At 47.2% G+C, this 24,987-nt stretch carries 27 protein-coding genes; 12 read left to right on the top strand and 15 right to left on the bottom strand.

The annotated features are described in order from the left end of the window. Window positions 1-63 precede the first annotated feature (63 nt). Window positions 64-1,092, top strand: a complete 1,029-nt coding sequence (locus SK39_RS00640; protein ID WP_032935803.1) for a HoxN/HupN/NixA family nickel/cobalt transporter — start codon at window positions 64-66, stop codon at window positions 1,090-1,092. A gap of 52 nt (window positions 1,093-1,144) precedes the next feature. Here the strand turns inward: SK39_RS00640 and SK39_RS00635 are convergent, their stop codons facing one another. Next, entirely contained in the window at window positions 1,145-2,485 is a 1,341-nt protein-coding gene (locus SK39_RS00635) for an L-cystine transporter (protein ID WP_003836391.1), read from the bottom strand. A gap of 246 nt (window positions 2,486-2,731) precedes the next feature. Next, window positions 2,732-3,475: a two-component system response regulator RstA gene (gene rstA, locus SK39_RS00630; protein WP_170926231.1), complete on the bottom strand. Its 744-nt coding sequence runs from the start codon at window positions 3,473-3,475 to the stop codon at window positions 2,732-2,734. A 118-nt stretch (window positions 3,476-3,593) separates the two neighbouring features. Between rstA and SK39_RS00625 the strand changes: the two genes are divergently transcribed. Beyond that, window positions 3,594-3,929, top strand: coding sequence for a GlpM family protein (locus SK39_RS00625; RefSeq protein WP_003028950.1), 336 nt, complete (start codon window positions 3,594-3,596; stop codon window positions 3,927-3,929). Here the strand turns inward: SK39_RS00625 and folM are convergent. From folM to ydgH, 3 genes are all read right to left on the bottom strand, one after another. Further along, on the bottom strand, window positions 3,926-4,648 hold the full coding sequence (folM, locus tag SK39_RS00620) for a dihydromonapterin reductase (RefSeq protein ID WP_016150208.1): 723 nt from the start codon (window positions 4,646-4,648) through the stop codon (window positions 3,926-3,928). The two genes, SK39_RS00625 and folM, sit on opposite strands and share 4 nt — an antisense overlap. Before the next feature lie 36 nt (window positions 4,649-4,684). Further along, a complete protein-coding gene (locus SK39_RS00615; RefSeq protein ID WP_003843569.1) occupies window positions 4,685-6,067 on the bottom strand; it encodes an amino acid permease in 1,383 nt (460 codons plus the stop codon). A 245-nt stretch (window positions 6,068-6,312) separates the two neighbouring features. Further along, the gene (ydgH, locus tag SK39_RS00610; protein ID WP_003028946.1) at window positions 6,313-7,257 is read right to left on the bottom strand and encodes a DUF1471 family protein YdgH; all 945 of its coding nucleotides are present in this window, start codon (window positions 7,255-7,257) and stop codon (window positions 6,313-6,315) included. A 525-nt stretch (window positions 7,258-7,782) separates the two neighbouring features. On the opposite strand from ydgH, the gene pntA reads away from it, so the two are divergent. Together pntA and pntB are read left to right on the top strand one after the other, a co-directional pair. Beyond that, on the top strand, window positions 7,783-9,312 hold the full coding sequence (gene pntA, locus SK39_RS00605) for a Re/Si-specific NAD(P)(+) transhydrogenase subunit alpha (RefSeq protein WP_016150210.1): 1,530 nt from the start codon (window positions 7,783-7,785) through the stop codon (window positions 9,310-9,312). Window positions 9,313-9,322: 10 nt separating this feature from the next. Continuing rightward, on the top strand, window positions 9,323-10,717 hold the full coding sequence (pntB, locus tag SK39_RS00600) for a Re/Si-specific NAD(P)(+) transhydrogenase subunit beta (protein WP_048216488.1): 1,395 nt from the start codon (window positions 9,323-9,325) through the stop codon (window positions 10,715-10,717). Window positions 10,718-10,763: 46 nt separating this feature from the next. Here the strand turns inward: pntB and SK39_RS00595 are convergent, their stop codons facing one another. Further along, complete coding sequence (locus SK39_RS00595; protein ID WP_003028941.1) at window positions 10,764-11,798, bottom strand: AI-2E family transporter; 1,035 nt, start codon at window positions 11,796-11,798, stop codon at window positions 10,764-10,766. Between the two features lie 138 nt (window positions 11,799-11,936). Here SK39_RS00595 and SK39_RS27735 point away from each other — a divergent pair, with 138 nt between their 5' ends. From SK39_RS27735 to mdtI, 3 genes are all read left to right on the top strand, one after another. Continuing rightward, entirely contained in the window at window positions 11,937-12,107 is a 171-nt protein-coding gene (locus SK39_RS27735; protein WP_085951052.1) for a protein YdgV, read from the top strand. A gap of 107 nt (window positions 12,108-12,214) precedes the next feature. Further along, entirely contained in the window at window positions 12,215-12,580 is a 366-nt protein-coding gene (mdtJ, locus tag SK39_RS00590) for a multidrug/spermidine efflux SMR transporter subunit MdtJ (RefSeq protein WP_161799268.1), read from the top strand. Next, complete coding sequence (gene mdtI, locus SK39_RS00585; RefSeq protein WP_003028939.1) at window positions 12,567-12,896, top strand: multidrug/spermidine efflux SMR transporter subunit MdtI; 330 nt, start codon at window positions 12,567-12,569, stop codon at window positions 12,894-12,896. Before mdtJ ends, mdtI begins: the two co-directional genes overlap by 14 nt. Before the next feature lie 34 nt (window positions 12,897-12,930). Here the strand turns inward: mdtI and SK39_RS00580 are convergent, their stop codons facing one another. The 4 genes from SK39_RS00580 to SK39_RS00570 all read right to left on the bottom strand — a co-directional run bounded on the left by SK39_RS00580 (window position 12,931) and on the right by SK39_RS00570 (window position 16,043). Next, on the bottom strand, window positions 12,931-13,752 hold the full coding sequence (locus tag SK39_RS00580; RefSeq protein WP_003836367.1) for a trypsin-like serine peptidase: 822 nt from the start codon (window positions 13,750-13,752) through the stop codon (window positions 12,931-12,933). A 100-nt stretch (window positions 13,753-13,852) separates the two neighbouring features. Next, on the bottom strand, window positions 13,853-13,936 hold the full coding sequence (gene ydgU / locus SK39_RS27730) for a small membrane protein YdgU (RefSeq protein ID WP_085954017.1): 84 nt from the start codon (window positions 13,934-13,936) through the stop codon (window positions 13,853-13,855). Window positions 13,937-14,022: 86 nt separating this feature from the next. Next, window positions 14,023-14,418: an acid resistance repetitive basic protein Asr gene (gene asr, locus SK39_RS00575; RefSeq protein WP_003028934.1), complete on the bottom strand. Its 396-nt coding sequence runs from the start codon at window positions 14,416-14,418 to the stop codon at window positions 14,023-14,025. 137 nt (window positions 14,419-14,555) lie between these two features. Continuing rightward, entirely contained in the window at window positions 14,556-16,043 is a 1,488-nt protein-coding gene (locus SK39_RS00570) for a carboxypeptidase M32 (protein WP_048216487.1), read from the bottom strand. A 43-nt stretch (window positions 16,044-16,086) separates the two neighbouring features. Here SK39_RS00570 and SK39_RS00565 point away from each other — a divergent pair, with 43 nt between their 5' ends. Then, a complete protein-coding gene (locus SK39_RS00565; protein ID WP_156182972.1) occupies window positions 16,087-17,271 on the top strand; it encodes a site-specific integrase in 1,185 nt (394 codons plus the stop codon). Window positions 17,272-17,294: 23 nt separating this feature from the next. Here the strand turns inward: SK39_RS00565 and SK39_RS00560 are convergent, their stop codons facing one another. Next, complete coding sequence (locus tag SK39_RS00560) at window positions 17,295-18,224, bottom strand: hypothetical protein (protein WP_048214233.1); 930 nt, start codon at window positions 18,222-18,224, stop codon at window positions 17,295-17,297. A gap of 590 nt (window positions 18,225-18,814) precedes the next feature. Between SK39_RS00560 and SK39_RS00555 the strand changes: the two genes are divergently transcribed. Further along, window positions 18,815-19,519 carry a hypothetical protein gene (locus SK39_RS00555; protein ID WP_156182971.1) on the top strand — a complete coding sequence of 235 codons (705 nt, stop codon included), beginning with the start codon at window positions 18,815-18,817 and terminating at the stop codon, window positions 19,517-19,519. Here SK39_RS00555 and SK39_RS00550 read toward each other — a convergent pair whose 3' ends face one another. Beyond that, window positions 19,520-20,065: a recombinase family protein gene (locus tag SK39_RS00550; RefSeq protein WP_048214231.1), complete on the bottom strand. Its 546-nt coding sequence runs from the start codon at window positions 20,063-20,065 to the stop codon at window positions 19,520-19,522. Window positions 20,066-20,391: 326 nt separating this feature from the next. After that, window positions 20,392-20,784, bottom strand: a complete 393-nt coding sequence (locus tag SK39_RS00545) for a hypothetical protein (RefSeq protein ID WP_231593806.1) — start codon at window positions 20,782-20,784, stop codon at window positions 20,392-20,394. A gap of 481 nt (window positions 20,785-21,265) precedes the next feature. On the opposite strand from SK39_RS00545, the gene SK39_RS00540 reads away from it, so the two are divergent. The 3 genes from SK39_RS00540 to SK39_RS00530 all read left to right on the top strand — a co-directional run bounded on the left by SK39_RS00540 (window position 21,266) and on the right by SK39_RS00530 (window position 22,926). Next, window positions 21,266-22,216 carry a helix-turn-helix domain-containing protein gene (locus tag SK39_RS00540; RefSeq protein ID WP_048216484.1) on the top strand — a complete coding sequence of 317 codons (951 nt, stop codon included), beginning with the start codon at window positions 21,266-21,268 and terminating at the stop codon, window positions 22,214-22,216. Continuing rightward, entirely contained in the window at window positions 22,216-22,506 is a 291-nt protein-coding gene (locus SK39_RS00535; protein WP_048214229.1) for a hypothetical protein, read from the top strand. The genes SK39_RS00540 and SK39_RS00535 overlap by 1 nt, the downstream gene beginning before the upstream one ends. A 240-nt stretch (window positions 22,507-22,746) precedes the next feature. Beyond that, the gene (locus SK39_RS00530; RefSeq protein WP_048214228.1) at window positions 22,747-22,926 is read left to right on the top strand and encodes a hypothetical protein; all 180 of its coding nucleotides are present in this window, start codon (window positions 22,747-22,749) and stop codon (window positions 22,924-22,926) included. Between the two features lie 255 nt (window positions 22,927-23,181). Here the strand turns inward: SK39_RS00530 and msrQ are convergent, their stop codons facing one another. Further along, entirely contained in the window at window positions 23,182-23,808 is a 627-nt protein-coding gene (gene msrQ / locus SK39_RS00525; RefSeq protein WP_016150213.1) for a protein-methionine-sulfoxide reductase heme-binding subunit MsrQ, read from the bottom strand. Then, window positions 23,808-24,812: a protein-methionine-sulfoxide reductase catalytic subunit MsrP gene (gene msrP / locus SK39_RS00520; protein ID WP_048216483.1), complete on the bottom strand. Its 1,005-nt coding sequence runs from the start codon at window positions 24,810-24,812 to the stop codon at window positions 23,808-23,810. Before msrP ends, msrQ begins: the two co-directional genes overlap by 1 nt. Between the last annotated feature and the right edge of the window lie 175 nt (window positions 24,813-24,987).

Here is a 24,987-nt window from a genome sequence, read left to right as displayed (position 1 = left end):
TTATATTAATTAATCAGTGAGTGGTGGTGTGTTGTTTAGCTCAAATTTAATTGGTGGGAAACAATGAACGCATTGTTTTCATTATTTAAAAAACGCCCGAATATTCTTTTGTTGATGGTCTTACTCATTGGGGCAAACATCGTGGCGTGGCTGTGGGCTTTCACCGCGTTTAGCAACAACACGTCATTGCTTGCACTGAGTCTGATTGCGTGGTGCTACGGTTTGCGCCATGCTGTCGATGCCGATCATATCGCCGCGATAGACAGCGCTACACGTAAACTCATGCAGCAGAAAAAACGCGCCCTGACGACGGGAGCCTGGTTTTCATTGGGACACTCCACCATTGTGGTACTGGCAAGCATAGGCATTGCACTGACCACCAGCGTGTTTAAGCAACATATGGCATGGTTTCAGAATGTCGGCGGTCTGATAGGAACTTCGGTTTCTGCCGCGTTTTTGCTGATTCTGGCTACCATTAATCTCATTATTTTCTGCCAGGTCTGGAAGGCATTCCGCCATCTTAAACGCACCGGTACTTACGATGGCACCACGGAAGATATTACAGTTTCAGGTCCTCTGAACTGGCTTTTCCGCTCAGCGTTTCGGTTGGTAGGCAAAGACTGGCATATGTATTTTGTCGGTTTTCTTTTTGGTCTGGGTTTTGATACCGCCACTGAAATTTCTTTGCTGGGAATTTCTGCTTCAAGCGCGTCCAGTGGCATGTCGGTTTGGTCAATTCTCGTGTTCCCGGCGCTGTTTACCTGCGGTATGGCGTTAATTGATTGTCTCGACAGTATTCTGATGGTTGAGGCCTACGGATGGGCGTTCAATAAGCCGCAACGCAAGCTCTATTACAATATGACCATTACCGGGACTTCCGTGATTGTAGCGCTATTTATTGGCGGACTGGAGGCGCTGGGGCTTCTCTCTGACGCGTTTTCGCTCCAGGGTGGTTTGTGGGATACCGTCAGCAATTTAAGTGACCATATGGGGAATGTCGGTTTTGCGATTATTGGCGTCTTTATCGGCTGCTGGATTATCTCTGCCGTAAATTACCGTTGGAAAAAATACGACGGGCTGACGTTTAGTTGACACAAAAGAAAGCCTTCCAGCAACAGGAAGGCTTTGATCTTTTTAGGACTGACTAATTCGCGTTCACGGGTTGTGGTTTTTCAGCACTCTTTTTCAGGAGCCTGTTAGCCAGCACGCCAGACATCATCGAACCGTTCACGTTTAATGCCGTTCTGGCCATATCGACGACAGGCTCGATAGCAATGAAAATCCCCACCAGCGCGACCGGGAAGTTCAGTGTTGAAAGGACGATCAGCGCAGCAAATGTTCCGCCACCGCCTACACCCGCCACCCCAATAGAACCCAGCGCAATCGCAGGTAGCATGGCGAGCAAAAAATGTACTGATAGCGGATCAATCCCAATTGTTGGAGCAATCATCGCCACCATAATAGCCGGATAGATCCCGGCACAGCCATTTTGACCCATGCTGGAGCCGAATGAAGCCGCAATATTGGCAATGGTGTTTTGCACGCCAAATTTTTCTTGTGCGGAAATAGCTAGTGGAATAGATGCTGCACTGCTGCGTGAAACAAATGCAAAGGTTAAAACTGGCCAGACAGTTTTAAAATAGTGAACGGGATTATTACCGCTCAGAACCAGTATCAGTGCGTGGACGATAAACATCATCAGAATCGCAAGGTAACAGGCAGCAATAAAGCCTAACAGACTGGCAAATTGTTCAAATCGATACGCGGAAAATACGCCAGCCATTAATGCCATCACACCATAAGGGGTGAGAGCAATAACGATACGCACCATTTTCATCACCCAAATCTGGATAGCGTTAATGCCAGCACTTAATTTTTCACCTTCTTGCGGGGCGTCCTGTTTGACCTTTAATAATGCCACGCCGGCAAGTAGGGTGAAGATAACAATGCCAATGACGGAAACGCTTCTTGCCCCTGTTAGATCGAGGAAGATATTCGTGGGGATCAGAGATGTAACCAGTTTAGGCAGTGAAATGGCGGCTGTTTTATTTACATCGTCTGCCGTCAGCGTGGACTGCATATGAACAAACGCACTGGCGTCCAGGCCTAATACATGCGCAGTCAACAGCCCAATAAAACCGGCAACCATTACCAGACAGAGCATGCATCCGACGATGGTTAACGACATTTTCCCAATGCCAGCGCTGTTTTCGAGCTTATTAATGGCAGAGAGAATAGAGATGAAAATCAGCGGTACCGCAACCAGCTTCAGTAAATTCACATAGCCGTTGCCGATAACATTGTACCAGTCGATAACTGTTTTTCTTTCGTCAGCAGCAATGAGATGCAGGGATAAACCGATAACGGCACCCGTAAAAATAGCGATGAAGACGCTTTTTGAAAGAGAGTGACTTTTTTGGTTGATTCTGAAAATTGCCCATGAACAAACCAAAAAGAACGCGATATACGCGAGCGAAACGAACATATTGTAGCCTCTTGCCTCATTCAGCACCTGAAATGCCGGAAAGAGTTTTGTTAGTGCGAAAAAAAATGATGAACCATAAGGGTTCAGGACCGCGACGGATTATAGGGAGGGGGGAGGGTAACAGCCACACAAAAAGTGTGGAACGGCGTCGGATGGTGTTTGTATGCCTGTTCTGTAGACGATTTTAAGTGACAGTGTAACGTATTGTGAATAATCCAGCCGATCAATGAGATCGGCCCGATGGCATTACTTCTGTGGCTCGTCGTCCCAGGCGTGAGGTGCAAAGAGATAACCTTTGTTGCGCACTGTTTTGATTCGATAAGGTTCAGTCGCATTATCGAGCAGTTTTTTGCGTAACCGGGAAATCGCGACATCTACGCTGCGATCCATGCCGTCATAGCTTACGCCACGTAGGTTCTTAAGCAACGCATCGCGGTCCATAATCTGCCCGGCATGGGTTGCCAACTCCCACAGTAATTCAAAATCAGCGGTGGAAAGAGAAACTTGCTCGCCGCCGAGCAACACGGAGCGGTTGGTTGGGTCGATAGTGAGTGTGCCGAAGCGCAGCGTTGTGTGCGGTGTGATGGTCGCCGATTGAATGCCTTTAGACTGGGTTGAGTGCTCATTCTGACGCAGGTGCAGACGCAGGCGAGCCAGCAGCACCGCTGGCGGCGTGGTTTTCAGAATATAGTCACAGGCGCCCATTTCCAGTGCCAGGATATGGTTCATGTCGCTATCCAGCGAGGTGAGCAGGACAATCGGGCCTTGCCAGCGTCCGCGTAAATCTCGGCAGATAGTCATCCCGTCTTTGCCCGGCAGCATGATATCTAATAACACCAGATCGGGTTGAACGTGCAGGATTTTCTCCTCGGCCAAATCACCACGAGGTTCAAGGATAACCTCAATATCATGCCGGGCCAAATAGGCTGCAATCAGTGAGCCAACTTCGGGATCATCTTCAACAAATACGATGGTGTTCATATCATTAATTTTTGAATATAAAACGCCAACATACACCGCCCTGATTTTTCCTTCCATTAATCTTTTCTAAACAAGAACGCTTCCGTTATGCTAGGGGCTGATGTTATTGATGTGTTAAGGCAGAGTGATGGGACTCGTTATAAAAGCGGCGCTCGGTGCGCTGGTGGTGGTGTTGATTGGCTTGCTGGCGAAAACAAAGAATTACTATATTGCCGGATTAATTCCGTTGTTCCCGACGTTTGCGTTGATTGCCCACTATATCGTGGCCAGTGAACGCGGGATCGAGGCGTTACGTACAACCATCATATTCAGCATGTGGTCGATTATTCCCTATTTTGTCTACCTCGTTTCACTGTGGTATTTCACCGGATTTATGCGCTTACCCGTTGCGCTCGGCGGATCAGTGGTGTGCTGGGGCCTGAGCGCGTGGTTGCTGATCTTTTGTTGGATCAAACTGCACTAACGCAGATGACGCCCACCATCAAGGGCAAAACTACGTCCGGTGACAAAACAGCTGGTTAACAGATAGTCAATTAAATCAATGACCTCTTTTTCACCTGGCGCGGTTTTCATCAGTGATTTGTTCAGTGCCTGCTGGCGATACTCTGCATCATCACCCTCGTTAAACAGGATAAGTGAAGGGGCGATCGCGTTCACTTTCACTTCCGGTGCCAGTTTGCGCGCGAACGAGCGGGTCATATTATCCAGCGCCGCTTTGCTGGCAGCATAAGCAATGTGCTTGTCGCTGCCGCGCTCCACAACATAATCAGTAAAATGGATTATATCGCTGGCCGCGTGTCCATGACCGCGTAGCAATCCTTCCAGTGCATGGTTGAGCAGGTAGGGCGTATTGACATGAATCTGCATCATGGCTGACAGCACATCGGTCAGCGGTGTACCAGGCTTTTCTGCAAGCCAGGCACTGGCATTATGCACAATGGCGCGCAAGCCATCCGTCTGAGCTTTGACCTCATCAGCAAAGGCCAGCACACCTTCATCCGTGGAAAAGTCAGCAGGAATACAAATTGCGCCCGCTTCTCGCAGGCCGTCAATGGCAGGATAGTGCGTACGGTAGCTGACGATAACTGGCTGTTTTTGGTTCAGAAAGTGCCATGCGACGGCGAGGCCGATACGACGACCACCTCCGGTGATAAGAATTGGCAAAGGGTTTTTTTTACCCATCGTAATCTCCATATGTCGCGAACGATGGGTATAACGTTACCCCATCAGCATCCAGGTAGCCGGCACAGCAGCAACAAGCAGCAGGCCGATCAGCGCCATCTCCTGGCGTTTTAATACGTTTTCATGCGCGTGCGTTTTACGGGCATAAAGGAAAACCAGCAGTCCTGGCGCATACAGCACTACGGACAGCAGCAGGTGCATCGGACCTGACGCATACAATAACCATATGCCATAAATACTCGCCCCGATACCGACAGCTTTATGAATCGGACGGGTTGCAATTTTTAACAGAAATGCGCCGACCAGCAAATAGGGCACCAGAATCATCTCTGAGGCGATAGTCAATAACGTATTGTAGTCGGAACCAGTAAGCCAGATCAGCACCAGGCAGAGCTGTACGCAGATGTTGGTCAGCCATAGCGACGCCGATGGCGCGCCTTGCGCGTTCTGTCGCGCAAAAATGCGCGGAAACGCTTTGTGCGTGGAGGCGAGGAACGGCACTTCCGCCGCCATAATCGTCCAGCTTAGATAGGCGCCGCACACGGAAACAATCAGACCTGCGGCAATAATAATTTCGCCCCATGGTCCCATCATTTTAACCATCAGACCGGCCATTGACGGGTTACGGATCTCCGCCAGTTCGGGACGTGCGACAACGCCCAGAGATAACAGGGTGACCAGCAGGTAAACGCCCAGCGCGGCAAGTACCGCCAGCAGCGTGGCGCGTCCGACATCGCGTTTGTTTCTGGCACGGGCAGAAACCACCACCGCGCCTTCCACACCGATGAATACCCACAAGGTGATGAGCATGGTGTTTTTGACCTGCTCCCAGACGGGAACGCCCAATGCTACGCCGGTAAAATCGAGAGTAAAGGTGTCGAGCTTAAACAGCATGAATGCCAGCACGATAAACAGACCCAGCGGCAGTAATTTCGCCAGCGTCGCGACCAGGTTAATACTGGCTGCCGTTTGCACACCGCGCAGCACAAGGAAGTGTACGATCCACAGCAGCATCGATGCGCCCACAATCGACTGCCAGGTATTACCGTCGCCAAACAGACGTAACTCAGGCGTGTCGGTAAAGAAGCTGAGTGCAGAGAAGACAATGACCAGATACGAAACGTTAGCGATAACGGCACACAGCCAGTATCCCCACGCGGAGCAGAAGCCAATCAGCTCGCCAAAACCTTCACGCGCATAGGTAAAAATACCGCCATCCAGTTCAGGACGGATACGCGTCAGGATCAGCATGGCAAAGGCGAGCAAAAGAATACCCGCACCGGTAATCGCCCAACCAATCAGTAATGCAGCCGGGCTGGCTACTGCCGCCATGTTTTGTGGCAGGCTGAAAACGCCAGCGCCGAGCATTGAGCTTAAAACCAGCGCGGTCAGTGCGCTCAGACCCAATTTCTTTTCCATTTGTATCCAGTTACAAAAACGAGAGTGAGAGAATAATTATTTTGGCAAACCGCATAAAAATGGTGAAAGCCACTAAGGCGCGGGATTTTACGGAGAGAAGAGAACGCATGCAATGGGGATAGAGAGATTTGTGACTAATAGTGTGAAAAGTCGTCTTAATACTGCTGTTTTTGTTTTGTCTGGGAGCAGAACTGCGCGAAATTATCAGGTCTACAAGGACTGTAGACCTGATAATACATTGGGTATTACTTATACAGATCGGCGCTGATCGTCACGTTGTTACCACGTTCTGACCACTGGCGGGTGATGTGATAATACTTCGCGCCTTTTTTCGCAGCGCGTTTTGCTACCTGATAAGAAACTTCCGTCATGTTGCCGTAGTTACCGGTGAACTTGATGCTGTCGAACGGTACCATCATGGCGGCGGTCGCTTTGTTCAGTTCTTCAACTTTGGTTCCATCCGGTAGCGTGACAGTGTAACGTCCGCCTTTGGTGGATTGCGTTTCGAAGAAGCGACCGACTTCAGCACTCGGAGAAGCGGTAGTCGCAACGCCTGGGATCTCAACTTTCTTCGCGGCTTCGCCACCTGCTGCTAATGCGGCGCGTCCGGCATCAGAATCTGCTGGGATTGCATCAGGGCTTTGCACGACGCGTTTTTTCGCATCAGCTTTGTAGATGAATGCGGTAATACGCTGGTTGCCGCCCTGGTTGGCATCGACCTGGCGCACGATATAGAAGGAATATGCACCTTTCTCTCTCGCAGCTTTGGTGATTGCATCGTTTACTTCAGGCTGGCTACGGTAGAAACCCTGTACCGTAACGGTATCGTAAGGTTCAATCAGAACGGCCTGATCTTTAGGCAATTCCATAACGCCGTTAATGATACGGTTTTTTGACGCTTCCGCTTTTTCAGCGTCAGCTTTATAGACGTCGGCAACAACGCGCCAGTTACCGCCGCTGCCAAAATCTGAAGTATCAACAACATAAAAGGAGGCTGCACCGTCTTTATCTGCACGGCGTGATACGGCAGCAACTGCATCACCGATAGCATTAAAACGACCGGTGACCACAATGCGGTCATAGGGTTTCAGGGCAGCCGCTTGCTCCGGCGTCAATTCTGTCGCTGCATTGACAGAAAAAGCAGTCGCAGAAATAAGTGCGGACGCCAGGAGAGTGTTCTTAAGCTTCATAAAAATAATCCTTCGCCTTGCGCAAACCAGGTACTGGTATTGTTATTGACTAGAAACGTCGCTGATTATTGCATTTAAATTGCGTCAGTGTCTGCGTCATTTTTCACTCATCGTGCCACCTGGCTTAACAACATCGATAACATTTTGTGATATGCCGAAAAATTCGGCGTTTGGTGACCAAAACTGATAAAGCAGTTGAATTTCATAAGTTAATTTAATGTTAATTAATTGTTTTTGGCAGGTACGTAATCATGTTTTGCCGCTTCGCTTAAGCGAATTATCAGCCTTTGTGGGCTATTTTTAGGGCATTTTATCTGTCTGAGGTTCGATTCATCTCTATTTTGCGAATTTCATAATAAATACTGTTTTTTGGCGCTAGATCACAGGCGTCATTTTCAGTAGGTTATACAGAGTTTGTTACTGTTTTATTTTATTGAGGTAACACTGACCTCTCTCGAGAGTGCGCGCATGCCTCGTGCGAACATTGATAAACCATCATCATAATTACAGATGGAAGGGAACATTATGCGAATTGGCATACCAAGAGAACGGTTAACCAATGAAACCCGCGTTGCAGCCACGCCGAAGACGGTTGAGCAGCTGCTTAAGTTAGGTTTCAGCGTCGCGGTTGAAAGCGGTGCAGGTCAACTGGCGAGTTTTGACGATAAGGCGTTTGTACAAGCAGGCGCAGAAATTGTTGATGGAAATGCAGTCTGGCAGTCAGAGATCATCCTGAAGGTCAATGCGCCGGAGGAGGCGGAAATTCCGTTACTCAATCCGGGCACGACGCTGGTGAGCTTTCTTTGGCCCGCGCAAAACCCTGAACTGTTGCAAAAGCTTGCAGAGCGAAACGTGACAGTTATGGCGATGGACTCCGTGCCGCGTATTTCGCGCGCACAGTCGCTGGATGCTTTGAGCTCAATGGCGAACATCGCCGGGTATCGCGCTATTGTTGAAGCTGCACATGAATTCGGTCGCTTCTTCACCGGCCAGATCACCGCCGCAGGCAAGGTTCCACCTGCCAAGGTCATGGTGATTGGTGCGGGTGTGGCAGGTCTTGCGGCGATCGGTGCGGCAAACAGCCTGGGCGCTATCGTGCGTGCTTTTGATACCCGTCCGGAAGTGAAGGAACAAGTGCAGAGTATGGGCGCCGAGTTCCTTGAACTGGACTTTAAAGAAGAAGCGGGCAGCGGTGATGGCTATGCCAAAGTGATGTCCGAGGCGTTCATCAAAGCCGAAATGGAACTCTTCGCTGCACAGGCGAAAGACGTCGACATTATTGTTACCACTGCGCTGATCCCGGGCAAACCGGCCCCGAAACTGATTACCCGTGAAATGGTCGATTCGATGAAAGCGGGCAGCGTAATTGTCGATCTTGCCGCGCAAAACGGCGGTAACTGCGAATATACCGTGCCTAATCAGGTGACAACCACCGAGAACGGGGTGAAGGTTATCGGCTATACCGACCTGCCTGGCCGTTTGCCAACGCAATCTTCCCAGCTTTACGGCACCAACCTCGTCAACCTGCTCAAACTGTTGTGCAAAGAGAAAGACGGCAATATCACCGTCGATTTTGACGACGTGGTTGTTCGCGGTGTCACGGTGGTTCGCGAGGGTGAAATCACCTGGCCTGCGCCACCTATCCAGGTTTCTGCTCAGCCGCAGGCTGCGCAAAAAGCCGCACCTGCACCGAAAGAAGAGAAAAAACCTGTCTCTCCGTGGCGCAAATATGCGCTGATGGCGCTGGTGGTGATTTTGTTTGGCTGGCTCGCCGACGTTGCGCCGAAAGAGTTCCTTGGTCACTTTACGGTGTTCGCGCTTTCCTGCGTGGTGGGTTACTACGTGGTCTGGAATGTGTCACATGCGTTGCATACTCCGCTGATGTCTGTGACTAACGCTATCTCAGGGATTATCGTGGTTGGGGCGTTATTGCAAATTGGCCAGGGTGGCTGGGTGAGTTTCCTGAGCTTTATCGCGGTGCTTATTGCCAGCATTAATATTTTCGGTGGCTTCACCGTGACTCAGCGCATGCTGAAAATGTTCCGGAAAAACTAAGGGGTAACATATGTCTGGAGGATTAGTTACAGCTGCATACATTGTTGCCGCTATCCTGTTTATTTTTAGTCTGGCGGGGCTTTCGAAACACGAAACCTCTCAGCAGGGTAACAACTACGGTATCGCCGGGATGACGATTGCGCTGATTGCCACGATTTTTGGCCCGGATACCGGCAATGTTGCGTGGATCCTGGTGGCGATGATCATCGGCGGCGCGATTGGTATTCGTCTGGCGAAGAAAGTTGAGATGACCGAGATGCCGGAGCTGGTGGCAATTCTGCACAGCTTCGTTGGTCTGGCAGCGGTACTGGTGGGCTTCAACAGCTACCTGTATCACGACACGGGCCTGGAGCCGATTCTGGTGAACATTCACCTGACGGAAGTGTTCCTGGGTATCTTCATCGGTGCGGTAACCTTTACCGGTTCTGTGGTGGCCTTTGGCAAACTGCGCGGCAAGATCTCCTCTAAACCGCTGATGCTGCCGAATCGTCACAAAATGAATCTGGCGGCGCTGGTTGTTTCTTTCCTGCTGCTGGTGGTATTTGTCCGTACCGAAAGCGTGGGCCTGCAGGTTCTGGCGCTGCTGGTGATGACCATAATTGCACTGGCTTTTGGCTGGCATCTGGTGGCCTCCATCGGTGGTGCGGATATGCCGGTGGTCGTTTCAATGCTCAACTCCTATTCAGGATGGGCTGCGGCGGCGGCGGGCTTTATGCTGAGCAACGATCTGCTCATCGTTACCGGTGCGCTGGTCGGTTCTTCTGGTGCGATCCTGTCTTACATTATGTGTAAGGCGATGAACCGTTCATTTTTCAGCGTTATTGCAGGTGGCTTTGGTTCTGACGGTTCTTCTACCGGATCAGAAGAAGAAGTCGGTGAACACCGTGAGATTACTGCGGAAGACACAGCAGAAATGCTGAAGAACTCGCACTCCGTGATAATCACCCCGGGCTACGGCATGGCAGTGGCTCAGGCACAGTATCCGGTCGCGGAAATCACCGAGAAACTGCGCGCACGCGGCATCAAAGTGCGCTTCGGTATTCACCCGGTAGCAGGGCGTTTGCCCGGTCATATGAACGTACTGCTGGCGGAAGCCAAAGTCCCTTATGACATCGTGCTGGAAATGGACGAGATCAACGATGATTTCGCCGATACCGATACCGATACCGTGCTGGTGATTGGTGCCAACGATACGGTAAACCCGGCGGCACAGGATGACCCAAACAGCCCGATCGCCGGTATGCCGGTGCTTGAAGTATGGAAAGCGCAGAACGTCATCGTGTTCAAACGTTCGATGAACACGGGCTATGCTGGTGTGCAGAACCCGCTGTTCTTTAAAGAAAACACGCATATGCTGTTTGGCGATGCCAAAGCCAGCGTGGATGCGATTCTGAAAGCGTTGTAATCGTCAGTGAAAACTAAGACGGCCTCTGCGGAGGCCGTTTTGCATTTTACTCTTTGTTGAGATCGCTCAGTAACACCGCAATGCTTTGACCGCCATTGGTTTGCTCTAGCGCGATTTTCACAATGATGGTTAGCGGAACAGAAAGCAGCATCCCAACAGGGCCGAGCAGCCAGCCCCAGAAGATTAACGACAAAAAAACCACCAGCGTAGACAGTCCAAGTCCACGCCCCATGATCCGCGGCTCGAGGATATTCCCGAATACCAGGTTGATGACCAGATAGCCTGCCAGAACCACCAGCGCATCGTAAAGGCCGCTAAATACCAGCACCTGAGCAATAGGGGGAATGGCCGCCAATACCGAACCGATATTAGGGATGTAGTTCAGGGCGAAGGCCAGTAATCCCCAGACAAAGGCAAAGCGCACATCCAATGCAGCAAGCATGCCCCAGGCGACCAACCCGGTCACAATGCTGATTGCCGTTTTAAGCACCAGATAGTGAGATACGCTGTCGATGGCGCGTTGAATCGCCGCCATACCTTCAATGGGGCGACTCATCATTTGTTTTAGTTTGTTGGGCAGTTGCGGTACTTCCAGCAGCATAAAAACTACCGTCAGTAGCAGTAAAAAGATCGATGACATAGCATTCGAAAGCTGCGCCAGCAAATTGGTCACCAGCGTCATTGCCGCGTTTGGATCGATATATTTGACGAGCTCATCCACGGAAACGCCGATCCCTGCGCGTTGTAACCATGGTTCAAGATTTTTTAGTGGAATAACCAGTGAAGAGCGATATTGCGGTAGCGTACGCGCAAGCTCATTTAAGGATGTGCCTAAATACGCTAACAGCAGTACCATTAGCATTACAATAATAACGATGAGCAATGACACCGCAAATACGCGCGGTATGCGAAGCTTGACCATCCGCTGCACCACGGGGTTCAGCACAACGGCTATAAATAACGCCAGAATAAAGGGGACGATGATATCTGCGGCAAAGCGAATGCCGCTCAGGATGATAACCAGCATGCCCAGCATAATGACTATTTTTAGACCGTTAAGCGTGATGATCGGTTTCGCCATGTGTATTCCTGCGTTTTTGATTTTTGAATCTGAATAATAGTGTGATTTGCGTCGAGCCGTTATAACAAAAATCAAACGGGGCAGGTAAAGAAGTGAAAAGACTTTGAGTTCGTATTGAAGCTATGATACAAATCATCTGTGTTTAACTACCGAGGACAATTATCATCCGCGATGATGAGAAGCAACACTGCGGATAATTGTAATATTATGGACAATATGTTCAGGATGTTTTTGCGTTTACCTTCACTTCTTCGTACCTCTTCCACTTTCTTGCTTGCGGGTGAGCAACACTGGCGCAACGCGCTTTAGTCCCTTCTTCTGCCTGAGCTGGCGCTGTGCGCTGAGCTAACTAATTTTATTTTTTGGTTTACTGCATGCAGTAGGCCCAAAGGACTATATTCTCAAGCAGGAGAAGCATCATGTTTTACTGGATATTATTAGGTCTGGCCATCGCGGCTGAAATTACTGGTACGCTTTCAATGAAATGGGCAAGCGTCGGCCATGGTAATTCGGGCTTTATTTTAATGCTGGTAATGATCGCCTTATCGTATATTTTTCTCAGTTTTGCCGTTAAAAAAATTGCCCTTGGTGTGGCCTATGCCCTGTGGGAAGGGATCGGTATTTTATTTATTACGCTGTTTAGCGTGCTGTTATTTGACGAAACCTTGTCCACATTGAAGGTGGCAGGACTGGCTTCACTGGTGGTCGGCATTGTGCTGATTAAATCCGGCACCCGAAAGCCTGTTAAACCAGGCAAAGAGGTGACCCATGCAACAGTTTGAATGGGTTCACGGTGCCTGGCTGGGTATGGCCATTGTGCTGGAAATCGTCGCTAACGTCTTTTTGAAATTTTCCGATGGTTTTCGCCGCAAGATTTATGGCGTGCTGTCGTTAGCTGCCGTGTTAGCAGCCTTTAGCGCGCTGTCGCAAGCGGTAAAAGGTATCGATCTTTCGGTGGCTTATGCCCTGTGGGGCGGATTCGGTATTGCCGCGACGTTAGCGGCAGGTTGGGTGCTGTTTGGTCAGCGCCTGAATAACAAGGGCTGGATCGGCGTGATACTGCTGCTGGCCGGAATGATAATGATAAAACTTGCCTGATATCCATGCTGCCCGTTAATGCGGGCAGCATGTGTTATTCCTGCGCTAACGCTTCCAGCTTCTCGCGAAAACCGGTCACGGATATGGCGCGATTATCTGCCCGCCAGCGATCTTTGGCTGCTGGAGCGGAGCTTTGCACACCAATCAACTGCCAGCCAGACTCTGTCTGCAACATCAATGGCGAACCGCTGTCGCCCGGGAGCGTGTCGCACTGGTGTGACAAGACGGTATTCTGCGCCCAGCCGGTCACCACACAATCCTGATGTGTGTACAGGTCGTCCAGATGATCTTCAGGATAGCCCGACTGCGTGACTTTACGATCTGCAGTTTTTAGCGCCGCGGTTAACGCGTCCTTGTCGCCATCAAACAGTGGCAGCGGTGTGATGCCAGACGGCGGATTACGCAGCACCACCAGACCAAAATCCCACGGGGCTGCGGCAGGCGGCACTATCCAGCCATCACCATCGGCTTTTAAACGTTTGGCAAGTGAGGGCGCAACCCGGCCTTCAATGTCGTGGATTTCATAGCGCCAGAGACCCTTTTTAGACACGAAGCGCAATGCGACGGCTTTGTCCGGCTTACCTTTCGGGGGGGTGAGTAAACAGTGTCCGGCCGTCAGGGCCAGATGTGGCGAAATGAGCGTGGCGGTACACAGGTTACCGCTGGCGGTTTCCAGTTGCCCGATAGCGTCCCAAGGCGATTGTGTAGGGTCAGTCACCTTTATGCGATCGTCATGACCAAAAAACAGCGTTTTTATATTTTCTGCTTCAGCGCTGTCCGTTGCAGGCTTGTCCGCATGCGCAACGACAGGAAGTAAACAAAGTGAACCCAGTAATACAGCAATGGTTTTATGCATATCACGCTCTGGTGGGGAATTATGATTATTAACAGCAAACCCTCAGTTAATACTATAGACGGGACGACGTGAAAGTGGGAGTAAAATCAGATAACTACATTCAGGCAAGATAAAAACGCATGGCGATGATGGCGCAAATTATCAGCGTAATAAGAATTAACTCAAAGCGGTAATGTGACACCATTTTACCCTCCGAAAGGCGGCGCTACATCAGGTCGATCTAGCGCCGTATGCTATGGCGTGGGGGACGCCATAGTGACTACAAATGCGTTATGCTGCAGGTTGAGCTGCTGGTTTAGCAGTGTCGTGTTTTACTGCTTTTTTGGTGTGTTTTTTAGCGGCCTGAGCTTTCTGCTCTGGCGCTTTTTGTTCTGCAGCTGGTTTGGTTGCCGCTTTTTTGGTGTGTTTTTTAGCAGCCTGAGCTTTCTGCTCTGGTGCTTTCTGTTCTACAGCCGGTTTTGTGGTGGATTTTTTAGCGTGTTTCTTGGCAGCCTGTGCTTTCTGCGGCGCTGCTTTGTGCTGTTTTTTATGATGCGTGGTTTTTGCCGGCGCAGCTTTAGTGGTTGCTGCAGCAGCCGGAGCGGTTGTAGCAGTTGTTTCAGCAGCAAATGCAGCAGAAGACAGACCCATAGCAGCGGCAACAACCAGAGCTAATACTTTTTTCATTCTCATACCCTCGATTTGGTTTTTCATTCAACCCCACTGCGGGGCCGTTGAAATAACTATATCGCTGTAATCACAGGGCTTCCGTGAGTCATTGGTATCGGCGTGTAACGATATGTACAATGACTCACGGTATGAGATTACAAATAGCGGGCTTCCAGGTGGGCGCGGAAATAACGGCTGCTAAGCGGCTCTCCGGTGGCCTGGGTAATAAGCTGTTCAGTGGTGAAACGACTGCCATGCTGCCAGATGTTCTGACGTAACCAGTCAAACAGGGGACCAAACTCACCTTGCGCAATAGACTGATTCAAATCAGGTAATGCGCGGTTAGCGGCACTGAACAACTGCGCCGCATACATAGCGCCCAAGGTATAGGAAGGGAAGTAGCCAAAGCCGCCGTCGGTCCAGTGAATATCCTGCATACAACCGTTACGATAGTTTCCGATCGTTGACAGCCCCAGCCAGGCCTGCATTTTCTCATTCCACAATGCCGGGATATCATCCACTTCAATATCGCCATTAATGAGCGCACGTTCGATTTCATAACGCAGGATCACGTGAGCGGGATAGCTCACCTCGTCGGCATCAACACGGATAAACCCGGGTTTGACCTGCTGGTTCCAGGCGATGAAATTGCTTTCTTCAAATGCAGCCTGATCGCCAAAGTAGCGCGTTACAGCAGGAATTAACCGTGTCAGAAAGGCTTTACTGCGTCCCAGTTGCATCTCAAAGAACAGACTCTGGGACTCATGAATGGCGGTGGAACGTGCCAGAGCGATAGGTTGCCCTGACCAGTTACGCGGAAGATTTTGCTCATAGCGGGCGTGACCGGTTTCATGGATCACGCCAAACAGCGCGCTGAGCAATTCGTTTTCATCATAGCGGGTGGTAATGCGAACATCTTCTGGTACGCCGCCACAGAAGGGATGTGCACTGATATCCAGCCGACCAGCGGTAAAGTCGAAACCTAGCTGTGCCATTGTTTCAAGACCCAACTCTCGCTGTACAGCTGTTGGGAAGGGGCCTACCGGGGCGATGAGCGACTGTTGAGATTGCTTTGCCACTACCTTGTTTAGCAGGTCGGGTAGCCAGGTTTTAACGTCCGCGAAAAGGTCATCCAACTGCGCGCTGGTCATTCCCGGTTCAAAGATGTCCAGTAACGCGTCATACGGCGAACAGCCTTTAGCTTCTGCGCGCAGTCGGGCTTCTTCGCGGCTATACTTCACAACCTCTTTCAGGTTTTCGGAAAATCCTTCCCAGTCATTTGCCGGTCGCTGGCTACGCCAGGCATGCTCGCAGCGGCTTCCCGCAAGTGATTTTGCTTCTACCAACGATTCCGGCAACAAGGATGCCTGGTGATGCAGTCGCGACATTTCGCGCAGGTTCGCCTGTTCTACATCGTTGAGGTCTTCCTGTTGCGCTGCGGAGATCCACCTTGCCACTTTCGGATCGGTTAACAGTTGGTGTTCAAGCACGCTCAGCTCGGCCAGCGCTTCGCCGCAGGCTTTGCTTCCTCCTGACGGCATCATGGTAAACATGTCCCAACTGGCGATTGCCGAGAGGTGGGAGAAGCGAGAGAGCCGCTGGAACGTGCGGGTGAGTGCCTGATAAGAAAGGTTTTTCTGCATAGTTCTTCTTCTCGTTAGTTGGGTATGTTTCAAGGAGTTTACCGTGATTCATACACGATTCATGCACTTTTCATGCACCCATCTTAGCTACTCTCAGAAAGATGGCTACCTCTGGAGGAAAAAACTTAACAATCGAACATTGTCGGTAAGTCTTAGGACTCGACTACCAGAGATTGCAAAATTTAGAGCACAAAAATTGACCATTCAGTATGTAAGAATCAAAGAGCTTTCTCTTCCATTTGAGAGCTTAAGAAACGTCCTTAAGTCATATCGTGACCGTTTGGTTGATGATGCTTTGTTGATGGTCTTGGAAGGTGGTTCAGATATGTCTACGATGCCGATAACCACCGTATACGAGAAAGCTGTGCATCCTGTCAGTGAGGTTCTGGAAGAATGGTGTGAAGATAATCGTGCTGATTGGAAGTTACGGACAGAGAAGCTAAATCGACGAAGCGTTAACTTATTCATCGAATGGGCTAAAAGACATTCAATAAAAAATGTTGAAGATGTTACTAAGCAGCACATAGCAGATTTTAAGCGATTTCTTGATGAACGCTACCAAGCACCAAGAAGTCGACAGGATGCCCTGATAAAACTACAGGCGTTGTTCAATTTCTGCATTGATAAGAGGGATTACTTAACAGCAAATCCTGTTAAGGGGATGACTTACTCTAAGGTCACAAGCATTAAGCATAAGACGGAGATAACTCCTTCAGAATATGAGAAGGTGATGAATACTGATTATGTGAAAGGTTATGAAGACCTAAAGTGGCTTTTAGCCATACTATGGAATACAGGAATGAGAATAGGGGAGGCCATCCAATTACGTCCCGAAGATTTCCGTATTGTTGATGGTATCAAATGTATCAGCATCAACACAGAAGATGGGAAGCAGGTTAAAAATGAAACCTCTATTCGAGACATACCAATAAGTGAAGCACTTCTTCAGATGGGGATATGGGATACCAAACCAAGATTAGGATGGACTAAAAACAATGCAGCAGGAAGCCGTATAGCATTTGCGTTTAAGCAAATTGGTATTGAGCATAGTTCACATGATTTCCGGTATAGCCTGTCAAACAGACTCAGAGACTGTGATGTAGCTGATTCGGTACGATATAGCATTCTTGGTCATGCTCATAAAACGACCACTGACCGTGTTTACAAGACCAGACAGCCACTAAAACAGATGCTTTTGGCTTTGAACAAGGCCGCTGTAATGAGCTAGAACCAGTCAAGTATAAGGGGCTGTTAGCCCCAATCTCTAAAAGTATGTCTTGCTTTAGCCTCTTCCTCAGATAAGCCTGTATATTTGGCTAACATTTTGAAATCTGGTGCAGGGGTTGGTTTCAGACACTCTATGAACAACGGTTTATTATTTTTGTACCTTGGCAACTTCCCCCATTCTTTTATTCTTTTCATCTCAATATTGCTTTCAGCTATATCTGGGAAGTTAATTAAAAAAGAATGTAACTCTTTGATTACATGGTCGGTTAACGCAATGATGAGTTCGGTTATACTCACATACTTGGCTGTTGTTGCGACACCAATAATATTGCTTAATTCTAGAAAGCTTTTCTTATCGCTGAAATCCATTCGCGAGAGTGGTTCTTTTACGCATTCACTAATCTCATTTCTTACGCGTAGGTACATCATTACCTGATTGTAGTTCCCGAACATAGAACTTATTCTGACGGTATTACGCCATGTTAAAGAAATTGCATCTGAATCGGGTGTATTAACTTGTTTTCTAAATAGTTGATACTTTAACCACCAGTATGACTTTCCAAATAGTGATTTGTTTGCGGTAGGTTCAGCTCTGATGAAATAAAAACCTGTTGCTGTGAAAGTAACCTCTTCAAGCTTAGCTAGCATTGTTGGATATGCAATTGCTCTATAAAGTGGTTCACCCCATGTGATTTTTCCAGCGTAGTTTGATTTAATGGCTATAAGATTATTTAAGCATTCGTGAGCAAGGATGAACGCTTGGTTTGATGTTGCAAAGTTATCTTTTGCTATACGCTGAAGTTCTTGTGCTCTGCTTATGCGTATAGCAACAAGCCCGCCAAGTAAGGCAGAGCAAAACATCGTGAAAATTGGGAAAAAGTAATCCTTGAGGTAATCAGGGGTTGGTTTCAATGCGGCAATTGCATTTGCAATTATCTCAGCATCATGATTCATTTAGTGAACTCCATATCTTTTAAAAGCTTCATCCATTCAGCGTGGCATTTATCACATAGCCACCGTTCCATATCGGGCTGAAGTGCTCCGCATTTAACCGTAGAACCACGGACAGGAACACCACATCCAGAAGGCTGGAGTCGTAATTGTGCTTTTGTGTAGCTACTCATGTGACCCATTATGATTTTTCCTCCATTTTGTTTATGAGCCTACTGTACATCCAATTCTAAAAATACAAAATCTGCAACGTATTAAGAAATGGCTGGCTTTTAATTACCTGTTATTTACAGGTGTTATCAGGTGACTTCCTATTCAATTTAACGGTATTTTTCCAAGCATTTATGCAGTAACACACAGATTCTATGCAGTATCAGTACAGTCTCTTTTTCATGTAACTTATTGAAATATATGAATAACCCGTACAGCTTCTGTTTAGGGAAAACTGTGTCGTATCAGTCGTCCCTCTCTCGACTCCTAGAAAATCGCTATATACAGGTCTATATAACTCTTGCTGCCATAAATTTCACTCCCTAAATTAAGCTGTTCACTATAACATTAATCCCGATTTCAAAACTTTAAGTGGTGATTAGATGAGTGAAGATAGTGTTGTGGATTCAACCATGCAGGGACTGAAAGAGAGGCTGTCAAGCCCATTATGGGGATATATCATACTTTCGTGGATAGGGTTTAACTGGAAACACATTGCAGTGATGTGCCTTAGCAAGGCTCCGGTGGAAGTCCGTATTCACCAGATTACCGCATCTGATTTTTTCTACATTAGGTACTTAATTCTCCCATGCTTGGTTGGATTCGTGTTGTCGTCTATCTTCCCGTACATTAATCAAGCCTCTGTGTGGCTTCAGTCAAAAGCGCTTGAAATGAAGATAAAGAGAAAAGTTAAGGCTGATAAACTGGAAGAGATGGAGTTAGCAACGCAGAATCTGGAAATTGAGAGAATTGTGCAAGAGAAGGAGAGGGAAAAAATAATTACTAAAGATATGGAAGAAAGAGCGGAATCTTTACGGGAGGAGGTGATGAGCATTGAAGTAGAGGTTGCTCAATTGAAATCAGAACGTTCACAGATTCAAAGTCAGATAGAAGCATCTCTTCAGTTAATTGTCCAAATTGAGGACATTGTTAAAGGGGTGGATTCCGGCAAGTATACAGACGAAGATTTTAGGTCATTGGTCAAAGAATCAGTGAACAAAAGTCTTCTTGATGAAGCCAGAAGCACTTATCAAGCACAAAAGTTTCTTGATGAAATGGGTAAAGCATCAAGCCTTGAAAACAAATAGTTATGCTTCAGATTTAATACGCTGCACAGTTGACTTAGCAACGTTGAATTGTGCAGCAACCTTAGCAATTGAGCCACCAGCAGCAAGAGCAGCTTTAATACCTTCTCTGTCAACCGCTTTACCGTTACCCCTTCCAACTACACGACCAGCAGCTTTAGCAGCTTCATAACCTTCTCTTTGACGCTCAAGCATCATTTTACGTTCAGCTTCAGCCACTGCTGAAAAGATTGTGAGAATCATCTTGGACGTGGGGTTATCGTCACCAGTTATCAGACCCTCTTTGTGAAAGTGAACTTTGATACCTCTCTGTGAGAGTTTATCCACCAGCGTTAGTACATCCACGGTAGAACGTCCCAGACGTGACAGGTCGTGTACATGGATAGTGTCGCCTTCACGAACATAATCGAGCATAGCTTTTAGTTGTGGACGGTCTGTATTCTTTCCAGATGCCTTGTCAGTGAATACCTTATCCAGTGTGACCCCTTCAAGTTGACGGTCTGTAACCTGCTGTAATGATGAAACTCGGATATAACCAATGTTAGCCATAGCGCACTCATTTACCTTACTCATTTGATGGATTGAGTATATCGTACCGATAAAGTTTTTTACAAGGCTAATCGGTATGGGTTTTACAGAGGTCTAGCTATACCTTTTTAGTATGCTATATCGGTATGCTTAAGAGGTGAGGGTGTCTTTATAGCAGCTCAAAGAGAAAGTCAATGATATTTTAAAATTTTGCAAAGGAGGCTGCTTAGGCGTAGTGACGGGTACTTAGCAGCTATACATCTATGAGGTAGATTCTACCAAATCCACTAGGAGATATTTTTGAAGCTTCCGGTAAGGATGGAATTAAGAGAGGAGGTGTTGTAATTTTATTTTTGACTTAAAGGACTACAATCACCACGTCCACGGTAAAACCCCAAGCCATAATATAGCCGCTTTATTGCTTTAATTTTTATATCCAAATAGCCACCCTCTGTAGTTGAAAGAGTCTTGAATCCTTGTTTATCCATTTCATTGGCGACCTTCTCGAAATATTCAGCCTCAACTCTATAAAGCTTATCGGTAACTCTGTCCGTCGCTTTCTGGAATGTATCGGGGGAAATTCTGTAATAGTTTTCGCCCGCTTTTGCTGTTTCCTCGTTCAGGATTAAGCACCCAGCCATATCCAGTCCCTGAAGATTGATGCTGGGTTTAATAAAATCTTTCCCAAAAGAAGGAAGCGCAAAGAGTGTAAAAAAGAGTGGAAGAAATACTTTTCTCATTTTGAATTTGTTCTAAGTATTAACGATGATTTAATAGTGTCCGTTTAAGAACTCTTAAAAGGCTTTTAAGAAGAGAGAAGAACCCCAGAAAGATGAGTCTTTTTAACAGAGTCTTCTAAGTATCTTTCAAGAGGTAAAACCTTGTCAAGACCTTTGTCAATACCCTTTAGTTTAGTTGATTAATTTGCAGGCAAATAGTGGTTGCCTTGTGAAATAATTGTTGCAATTAATAATCACATTCATTATAGTATCAATGTGAGCTGATAAAAAAGTTCATGTCTTGAAGTGGTAACACTTGGGGGAGTGTCAGATGGTTGACGTCAACAAGACCTCTCATTCAGGGTAATTACCTCAGCGTCATAATCATCGCACTGTTTCAGGCATGGGCTTCTTTATCAATCCATCAATCCCCCAGATATTTTAATTACATCAGGCTAATCGGTTTTATCCGGTTGGCCTTTTCACGTATGAGGTTTTATGAATGAAAAAAGAAACTAATGCTTTTATTATGGTAGATAAACGAGTTGCACAATTCCCTAAAACACTAAAACCAATTGACCGTTTGGTATACTTCACTATGCTTGATGGTGCTGATTATTATGAATCCAAGTTCGGTAGATATGCCCCCAGCATTGACTATCTGATGGTTATTTCTGGCGCTACACGCAATACGGTTATTGATTCTCTGAAAAGACTAGAATCACACAGGCTTATTGAGAAGACCAATATCAAAGGGCTGCAAAGTATTTTTAAAGTATTCACGTTGGATGTGCGTCCAGAAGTCTTATCAGAGCCTACCCTTGATGAGCGTCGTAGAGCTAAATTATCAGGTCAACCAGGAATTGACAGTAACCCACCCCAAAATTGGTTACCTACCCAACCAGAATTTGGTTGCCTACCTAACCAGAAATTGGTTACATGTAAGACTAAGTATAAAGACAAAAATATAAAGACTAAAGAAGAAAGACTAAAAGCGAGCTTTGAAGAAGAGTCTATTAAGATGGGAGCTTCGCTCTGTGATTCACATGAATGTGATTCTCTTGGTATTGAAGAGGCTATTAAACAATCTGACTTAGGTGACCTTGAAGTAAGTCCTGAAGAGACTACTAAACAAGATAAAGAAAACGGTGATGTGAGTGTTATTAGTGACCAGAAAGATACACCTTGCCCCTGCACAGAATCAACTGACGATGAATTACCGGATGTTGACCTTGATGAAGAGAGTCCTGAAGAAACATTAAGATGTGAACAATATAAAGCGGAGAAGAAAAAGAAATTCGAACTTGCAAAACAAAAGAACAAGATTAATGAACTGGGTGATTTTGATGATAGTGACGATGATTTTACTTTTATTCCAAGAAAGAAAGTCCACATCGAACCAAAGAAAAAAATAGTTAAAGTCAGACGCGTTTATGCTGGAGGTATGCACTAATGAAAGAATATCACGGTGAAAAACGATACAAGGATTATCTGCTAAAGCGTTATAGCATTTCTCGTGAAGGTTACTTGATGAAAGATACTCGCGGAGAGGTTTACCAGATTCGACCGAAAAAGAAAGGGAAGGATTATTTCTTTTATGATGGTGTGACAGGTTTGAAGGTTGATGCTTTGAAGTTCGCTGTATTGCATCATTATGATTTGTGGGTTACGAAACAACTTAAACTTAAGAATGGTGACCCCTATAATTTAAAAGCAACCAATATTATTGAAAAACGCTGGTGACAAACCACCAGCAATTAATCATTTTCCACCATCACCAATCGTAATAGTAAACTCATATTTCAGAAATTTAATACTTAAGCTAAACCTTGTGCTTTTAGCAATAACCATTCTAAGCAAGTTATACCCCAGAAGCACAATCAAGACAGCAAAACCCAGAGATGCTGTAAGTATCCCGTATGAGTACTGGCCTCAAAATGGCTATTTTAAGAGGTCTGAGAGCTGTTTTTAGAGGATTTGAAAATGGATTATCTAATGACAGTATTAATTGACCAAGAAACTAGTAACGTTACGGTAAAAGCTGGTGAAAGCACCTTCACAGACTCCACTAATGCTGGAGCTACAAAGACACTTGGTAATGCTGGTACAGGTGGTGCTTTGAAGAACTACAGCGTGAACCCCAACAAGAAGGGTACATACTGATTTTCTAGCTGGATTTGATAGTTTTAAAATGTAAAATCATCTAAGTTCTACATACACGATTCATGCACTAAATTGATTAGCACATTGAAAAGTATAAAGTTTAAATAATGGTAAACATGTCCCAACTGGCGATTGCCGAGAGGTGGGAGAAGCGAGATAGCCGCTGGAACGTGCGGGTGAGCTGATGGTAATTATCATTGCTACTCATTTTTTGTTCTCGTTCTGTTTAGGTGTGGTTAAGAAGTTTACCGTGATTCACTCACTTTTCATAAACACACCTTTATACCTGGTTTTTCGTAAAAGCTTTTTATAGCGAAAAGCCAACAGAACCACAAAACAGATGCCGTAGATAATAGGGAGCGGTGATAACACTTTTACCGACCACAGGTAATGCAGCGGTAGCAATATGGCGGCCAGGTAGACGTAGTTGTGCAATGTTTGCCAGCGTTTGCCCATTTTACGCTGCGCGGCTTGCGTGGAGGTCAACGTCAACAGGAATAAGATAATCCAACCGGTCATGCCCAGGGTTAGCCATGGGCGTGAAACCAGTTCACGACCCAACAATCCCAGATTTTGTATACCCAGTTCCAGTAGAGCATAGCTGGCCATATGCAGTGTGGCCCATGCAAAGCACCATAAACCTAACAACCGCCGGGTACGAAACAACAAAGGCTGCTTTGCATAGCGTGCAAGCGGGGATACCAGCAAAGTAGCAAGCAAAAACTTTAGCGCGGTAATACCCGTAAAGTGCTGGATATCTTTTCCCGGGTCGGCACCCAACCCGCCATGCTGCGCGGCCCAAAAGAGCCATAGCAGGGGTAAAAAACCGGCGAGATGCAGCAGCACTTTCAGGCCGGTTATCTGTTTTGCGGTCAACCTCACTAAAAATACTCCCGAAGATCCATACCCCGATATAACGATGCCACCTCATCGGCATAACCATTAAAGGGTAACGTGGGCTGTCGCTGCACATTAAGAATGCCACCCGAACCGATAAACCGTTCAGTAGCCTGAGACCAACGAGGGTGATCGACCTGCGGATTTACGTTGGCGTAAAAACCGTATTCATTCGGTGCTGACATATTCCAGGTCGTCGGCGGCTGCTCACGCGTCAGCGTAATACTGACTATCGATTTAATGCCCTTGAAGCCGTACTTCCAGGGTACGGTCAGGCGTATCGGCGCCCCATTTTGCGGCGGCAATGCTTTGCCATATACGCCTACGGTCAGCAGTGTTAGCGGATGCATGGCTTCATCCAAACGCAGACCTTCAACATAGGGATATTTTAACCCACCGCCAATGAAGCGATCTTTCTGGCCGGGCATTTCATCAGGGGCGTAGCGAGTTTCAAAGGCGACGTATTTGGCGTGACTTGTTGGCTCAACCAGCGCCAATAATTTATGCAAAGGAAATCCGACCCACGGCACAACCATCGACCATGCTTCAACGCAACGCATCCGGTAAATACGCTCTTCTAACGGAAAGCGAGTGGTCAGAGCATCATGATCCAAGGTTAAAGGTTTGTTGACCTCACCGTTGATCGTCAATGTCCAGGGATCGGTTTTCAGACTACCGGCATTGGCGGCGGGATCTGCTTTATCCAGACCAAATTCATAGAAATTGTTGTAGCCCGTCACCTTCTCTTCTGGCGTCAGAGGCAGGCTGTTTTGCCAGCGCCCGGGCTTTGTAAATTCGAGCGCTTTGCCTGCGGGTGCTGGTGGACGATCGTTGCCTTTAAACCAATCCAACAAATTAGCCTGTGTAGGGGAAGACAGCGTGGCCGCCGCCGCGCCTATCCCAAGTGCTTTGAGGATTTGTCGTCGTTGCATAAAAAAAACTGATTCGGCTGTAACATCAGCTTCCCGAAGTGGACGTTTTTTCTGCATAACTTTTCCTTTTTATTTTCATGTTAAGGAAAACAAAGCGACGTTTCCCTGTTGATGCCTGGTGTGTCTATAACGACATACTGCGCGTATGCGTATCCCTGGATCCTCACGAAAAGTTAAAAATTTTGTGATAACTTCCGCCCCTTGCCTGAGGTAAGCTTTCAGCACGACGAGA

It is taken from the genome of Citrobacter sp. BIDMC107 (assembly GCF_001037575.1).
GTDB lineage: Bacteria > Pseudomonadota > Gammaproteobacteria > Enterobacterales > Enterobacteriaceae > Citrobacter > Citrobacter freundii.
This window is presented reverse-complemented; position numbering and strand designations above follow the sequence as displayed.

Bases quoted from the DNA above. Each gene is read 5' to 3' on its own strand.
- SK39_RS00595 (WP_003028941.1), bottom strand. From the start codon at position 11,798: ATGGCGAAACCGATCATCACGCTTAACGGTCTAAAAATAGTCATTATG.
- msrP (WP_048216483.1), bottom strand. From the start codon at position 24,812: ATGCAGAAAAAACGTCCACTTCGGGAAGCTGATGTTACAGCCGAATCA.
- SK39_RS00625 (WP_003028950.1), top strand. From the start codon at position 3,594: ATGGGACTCGTTATAAAAGCGGCGCTCGGTGCGCTGGTGGTGGTGTTG.
- ydgU (WP_085954017.1), bottom strand. From the start codon at position 13,936: ATGGTGTCACATTACCGCTTTGAGTTAATTCTTATTACGCTGATAATT.
- SK39_RS00535 (WP_048214229.1), top strand. From the start codon at position 22,216: ATGAAAGAATATCACGGTGAAAAACGATACAAGGATTATCTGCTAAAG.
- SK39_RS00615 (WP_003843569.1), bottom strand. From the start codon at position 6,067: ATGGAAAAGAAATTGGGTCTGAGCGCACTGACCGCGCTGGTTTTAAGC.
- SK39_RS00545 (WP_231593806.1), bottom strand. From the start codon at position 20,784: ATGAGAAAAGTATTTCTTCCACTCTTTTTTACACTCTTTGCGCTTCCT.
- SK39_RS00555 (WP_156182971.1), top strand. From the start codon at position 18,815: ATGAGTGAAGATAGTGTTGTGGATTCAACCATGCAGGGACTGAAAGAG.
- SK39_RS00540 (WP_048216484.1), top strand. From the start codon at position 21,266: ATGAAAAAAGAAACTAATGCTTTTATTATGGTAGATAAACGAGTTGCA.
- mdtI (WP_003028939.1), top strand. From the start codon at position 12,567: ATGCAACAGTTTGAATGGGTTCACGGTGCCTGGCTGGGTATGGCCATT.
- SK39_RS00570 (WP_048216487.1), bottom strand. From the start codon at position 16,043: ATGCAGAAAAACCTTTCTTATCAGGCACTCACCCGCACGTTCCAGCGG.
- SK39_RS00560 (WP_048214233.1), bottom strand. From the start codon at position 18,224: ATGAATCATGATGCTGAGATAATTGCAAATGCAATTGCCGCATTGAAA.
- SK39_RS00640 (WP_032935803.1), top strand. From the start codon at position 64: ATGAACGCATTGTTTTCATTATTTAAAAAACGCCCGAATATTCTTTTG.
- ydgH (WP_003028946.1), bottom strand. From the start codon at position 7,257: ATGAAGCTTAAGAACACTCTCCTGGCGTCCGCACTTATTTCTGCGACT.
- pntA (WP_016150210.1), top strand. From the start codon at position 7,783: ATGCGAATTGGCATACCAAGAGAACGGTTAACCAATGAAACCCGCGTT.
- pntB (WP_048216488.1), top strand. From the start codon at position 9,323: ATGTCTGGAGGATTAGTTACAGCTGCATACATTGTTGCCGCTATCCTG.
- folM (WP_016150208.1), bottom strand. From the start codon at position 4,648: ATGGGTAAAAAAAACCCTTTGCCAATTCTTATCACCGGAGGTGGTCGT.
- SK39_RS00635 (WP_003836391.1), bottom strand. From the start codon at position 2,485: ATGTTCGTTTCGCTCGCGTATATCGCGTTCTTTTTGGTTTGTTCATGG.
- asr (WP_003028934.1), bottom strand. From the start codon at position 14,418: ATGAAAAAAGTATTAGCTCTGGTTGTTGCCGCTGCTATGGGTCTGTCT.
- SK39_RS00530 (WP_048214228.1), top strand. From the start codon at position 22,747: ATGGATTATCTAATGACAGTATTAATTGACCAAGAAACTAGTAACGTT.
- SK39_RS00550 (WP_048214231.1), bottom strand. From the start codon at position 20,065: ATGGCTAACATTGGTTATATCCGAGTTTCATCATTACAGCAGGTTACA.
- SK39_RS00580 (WP_003836367.1), bottom strand. From the start codon at position 13,752: ATGCATAAAACCATTGCTGTATTACTGGGTTCACTTTGTTTACTTCCT.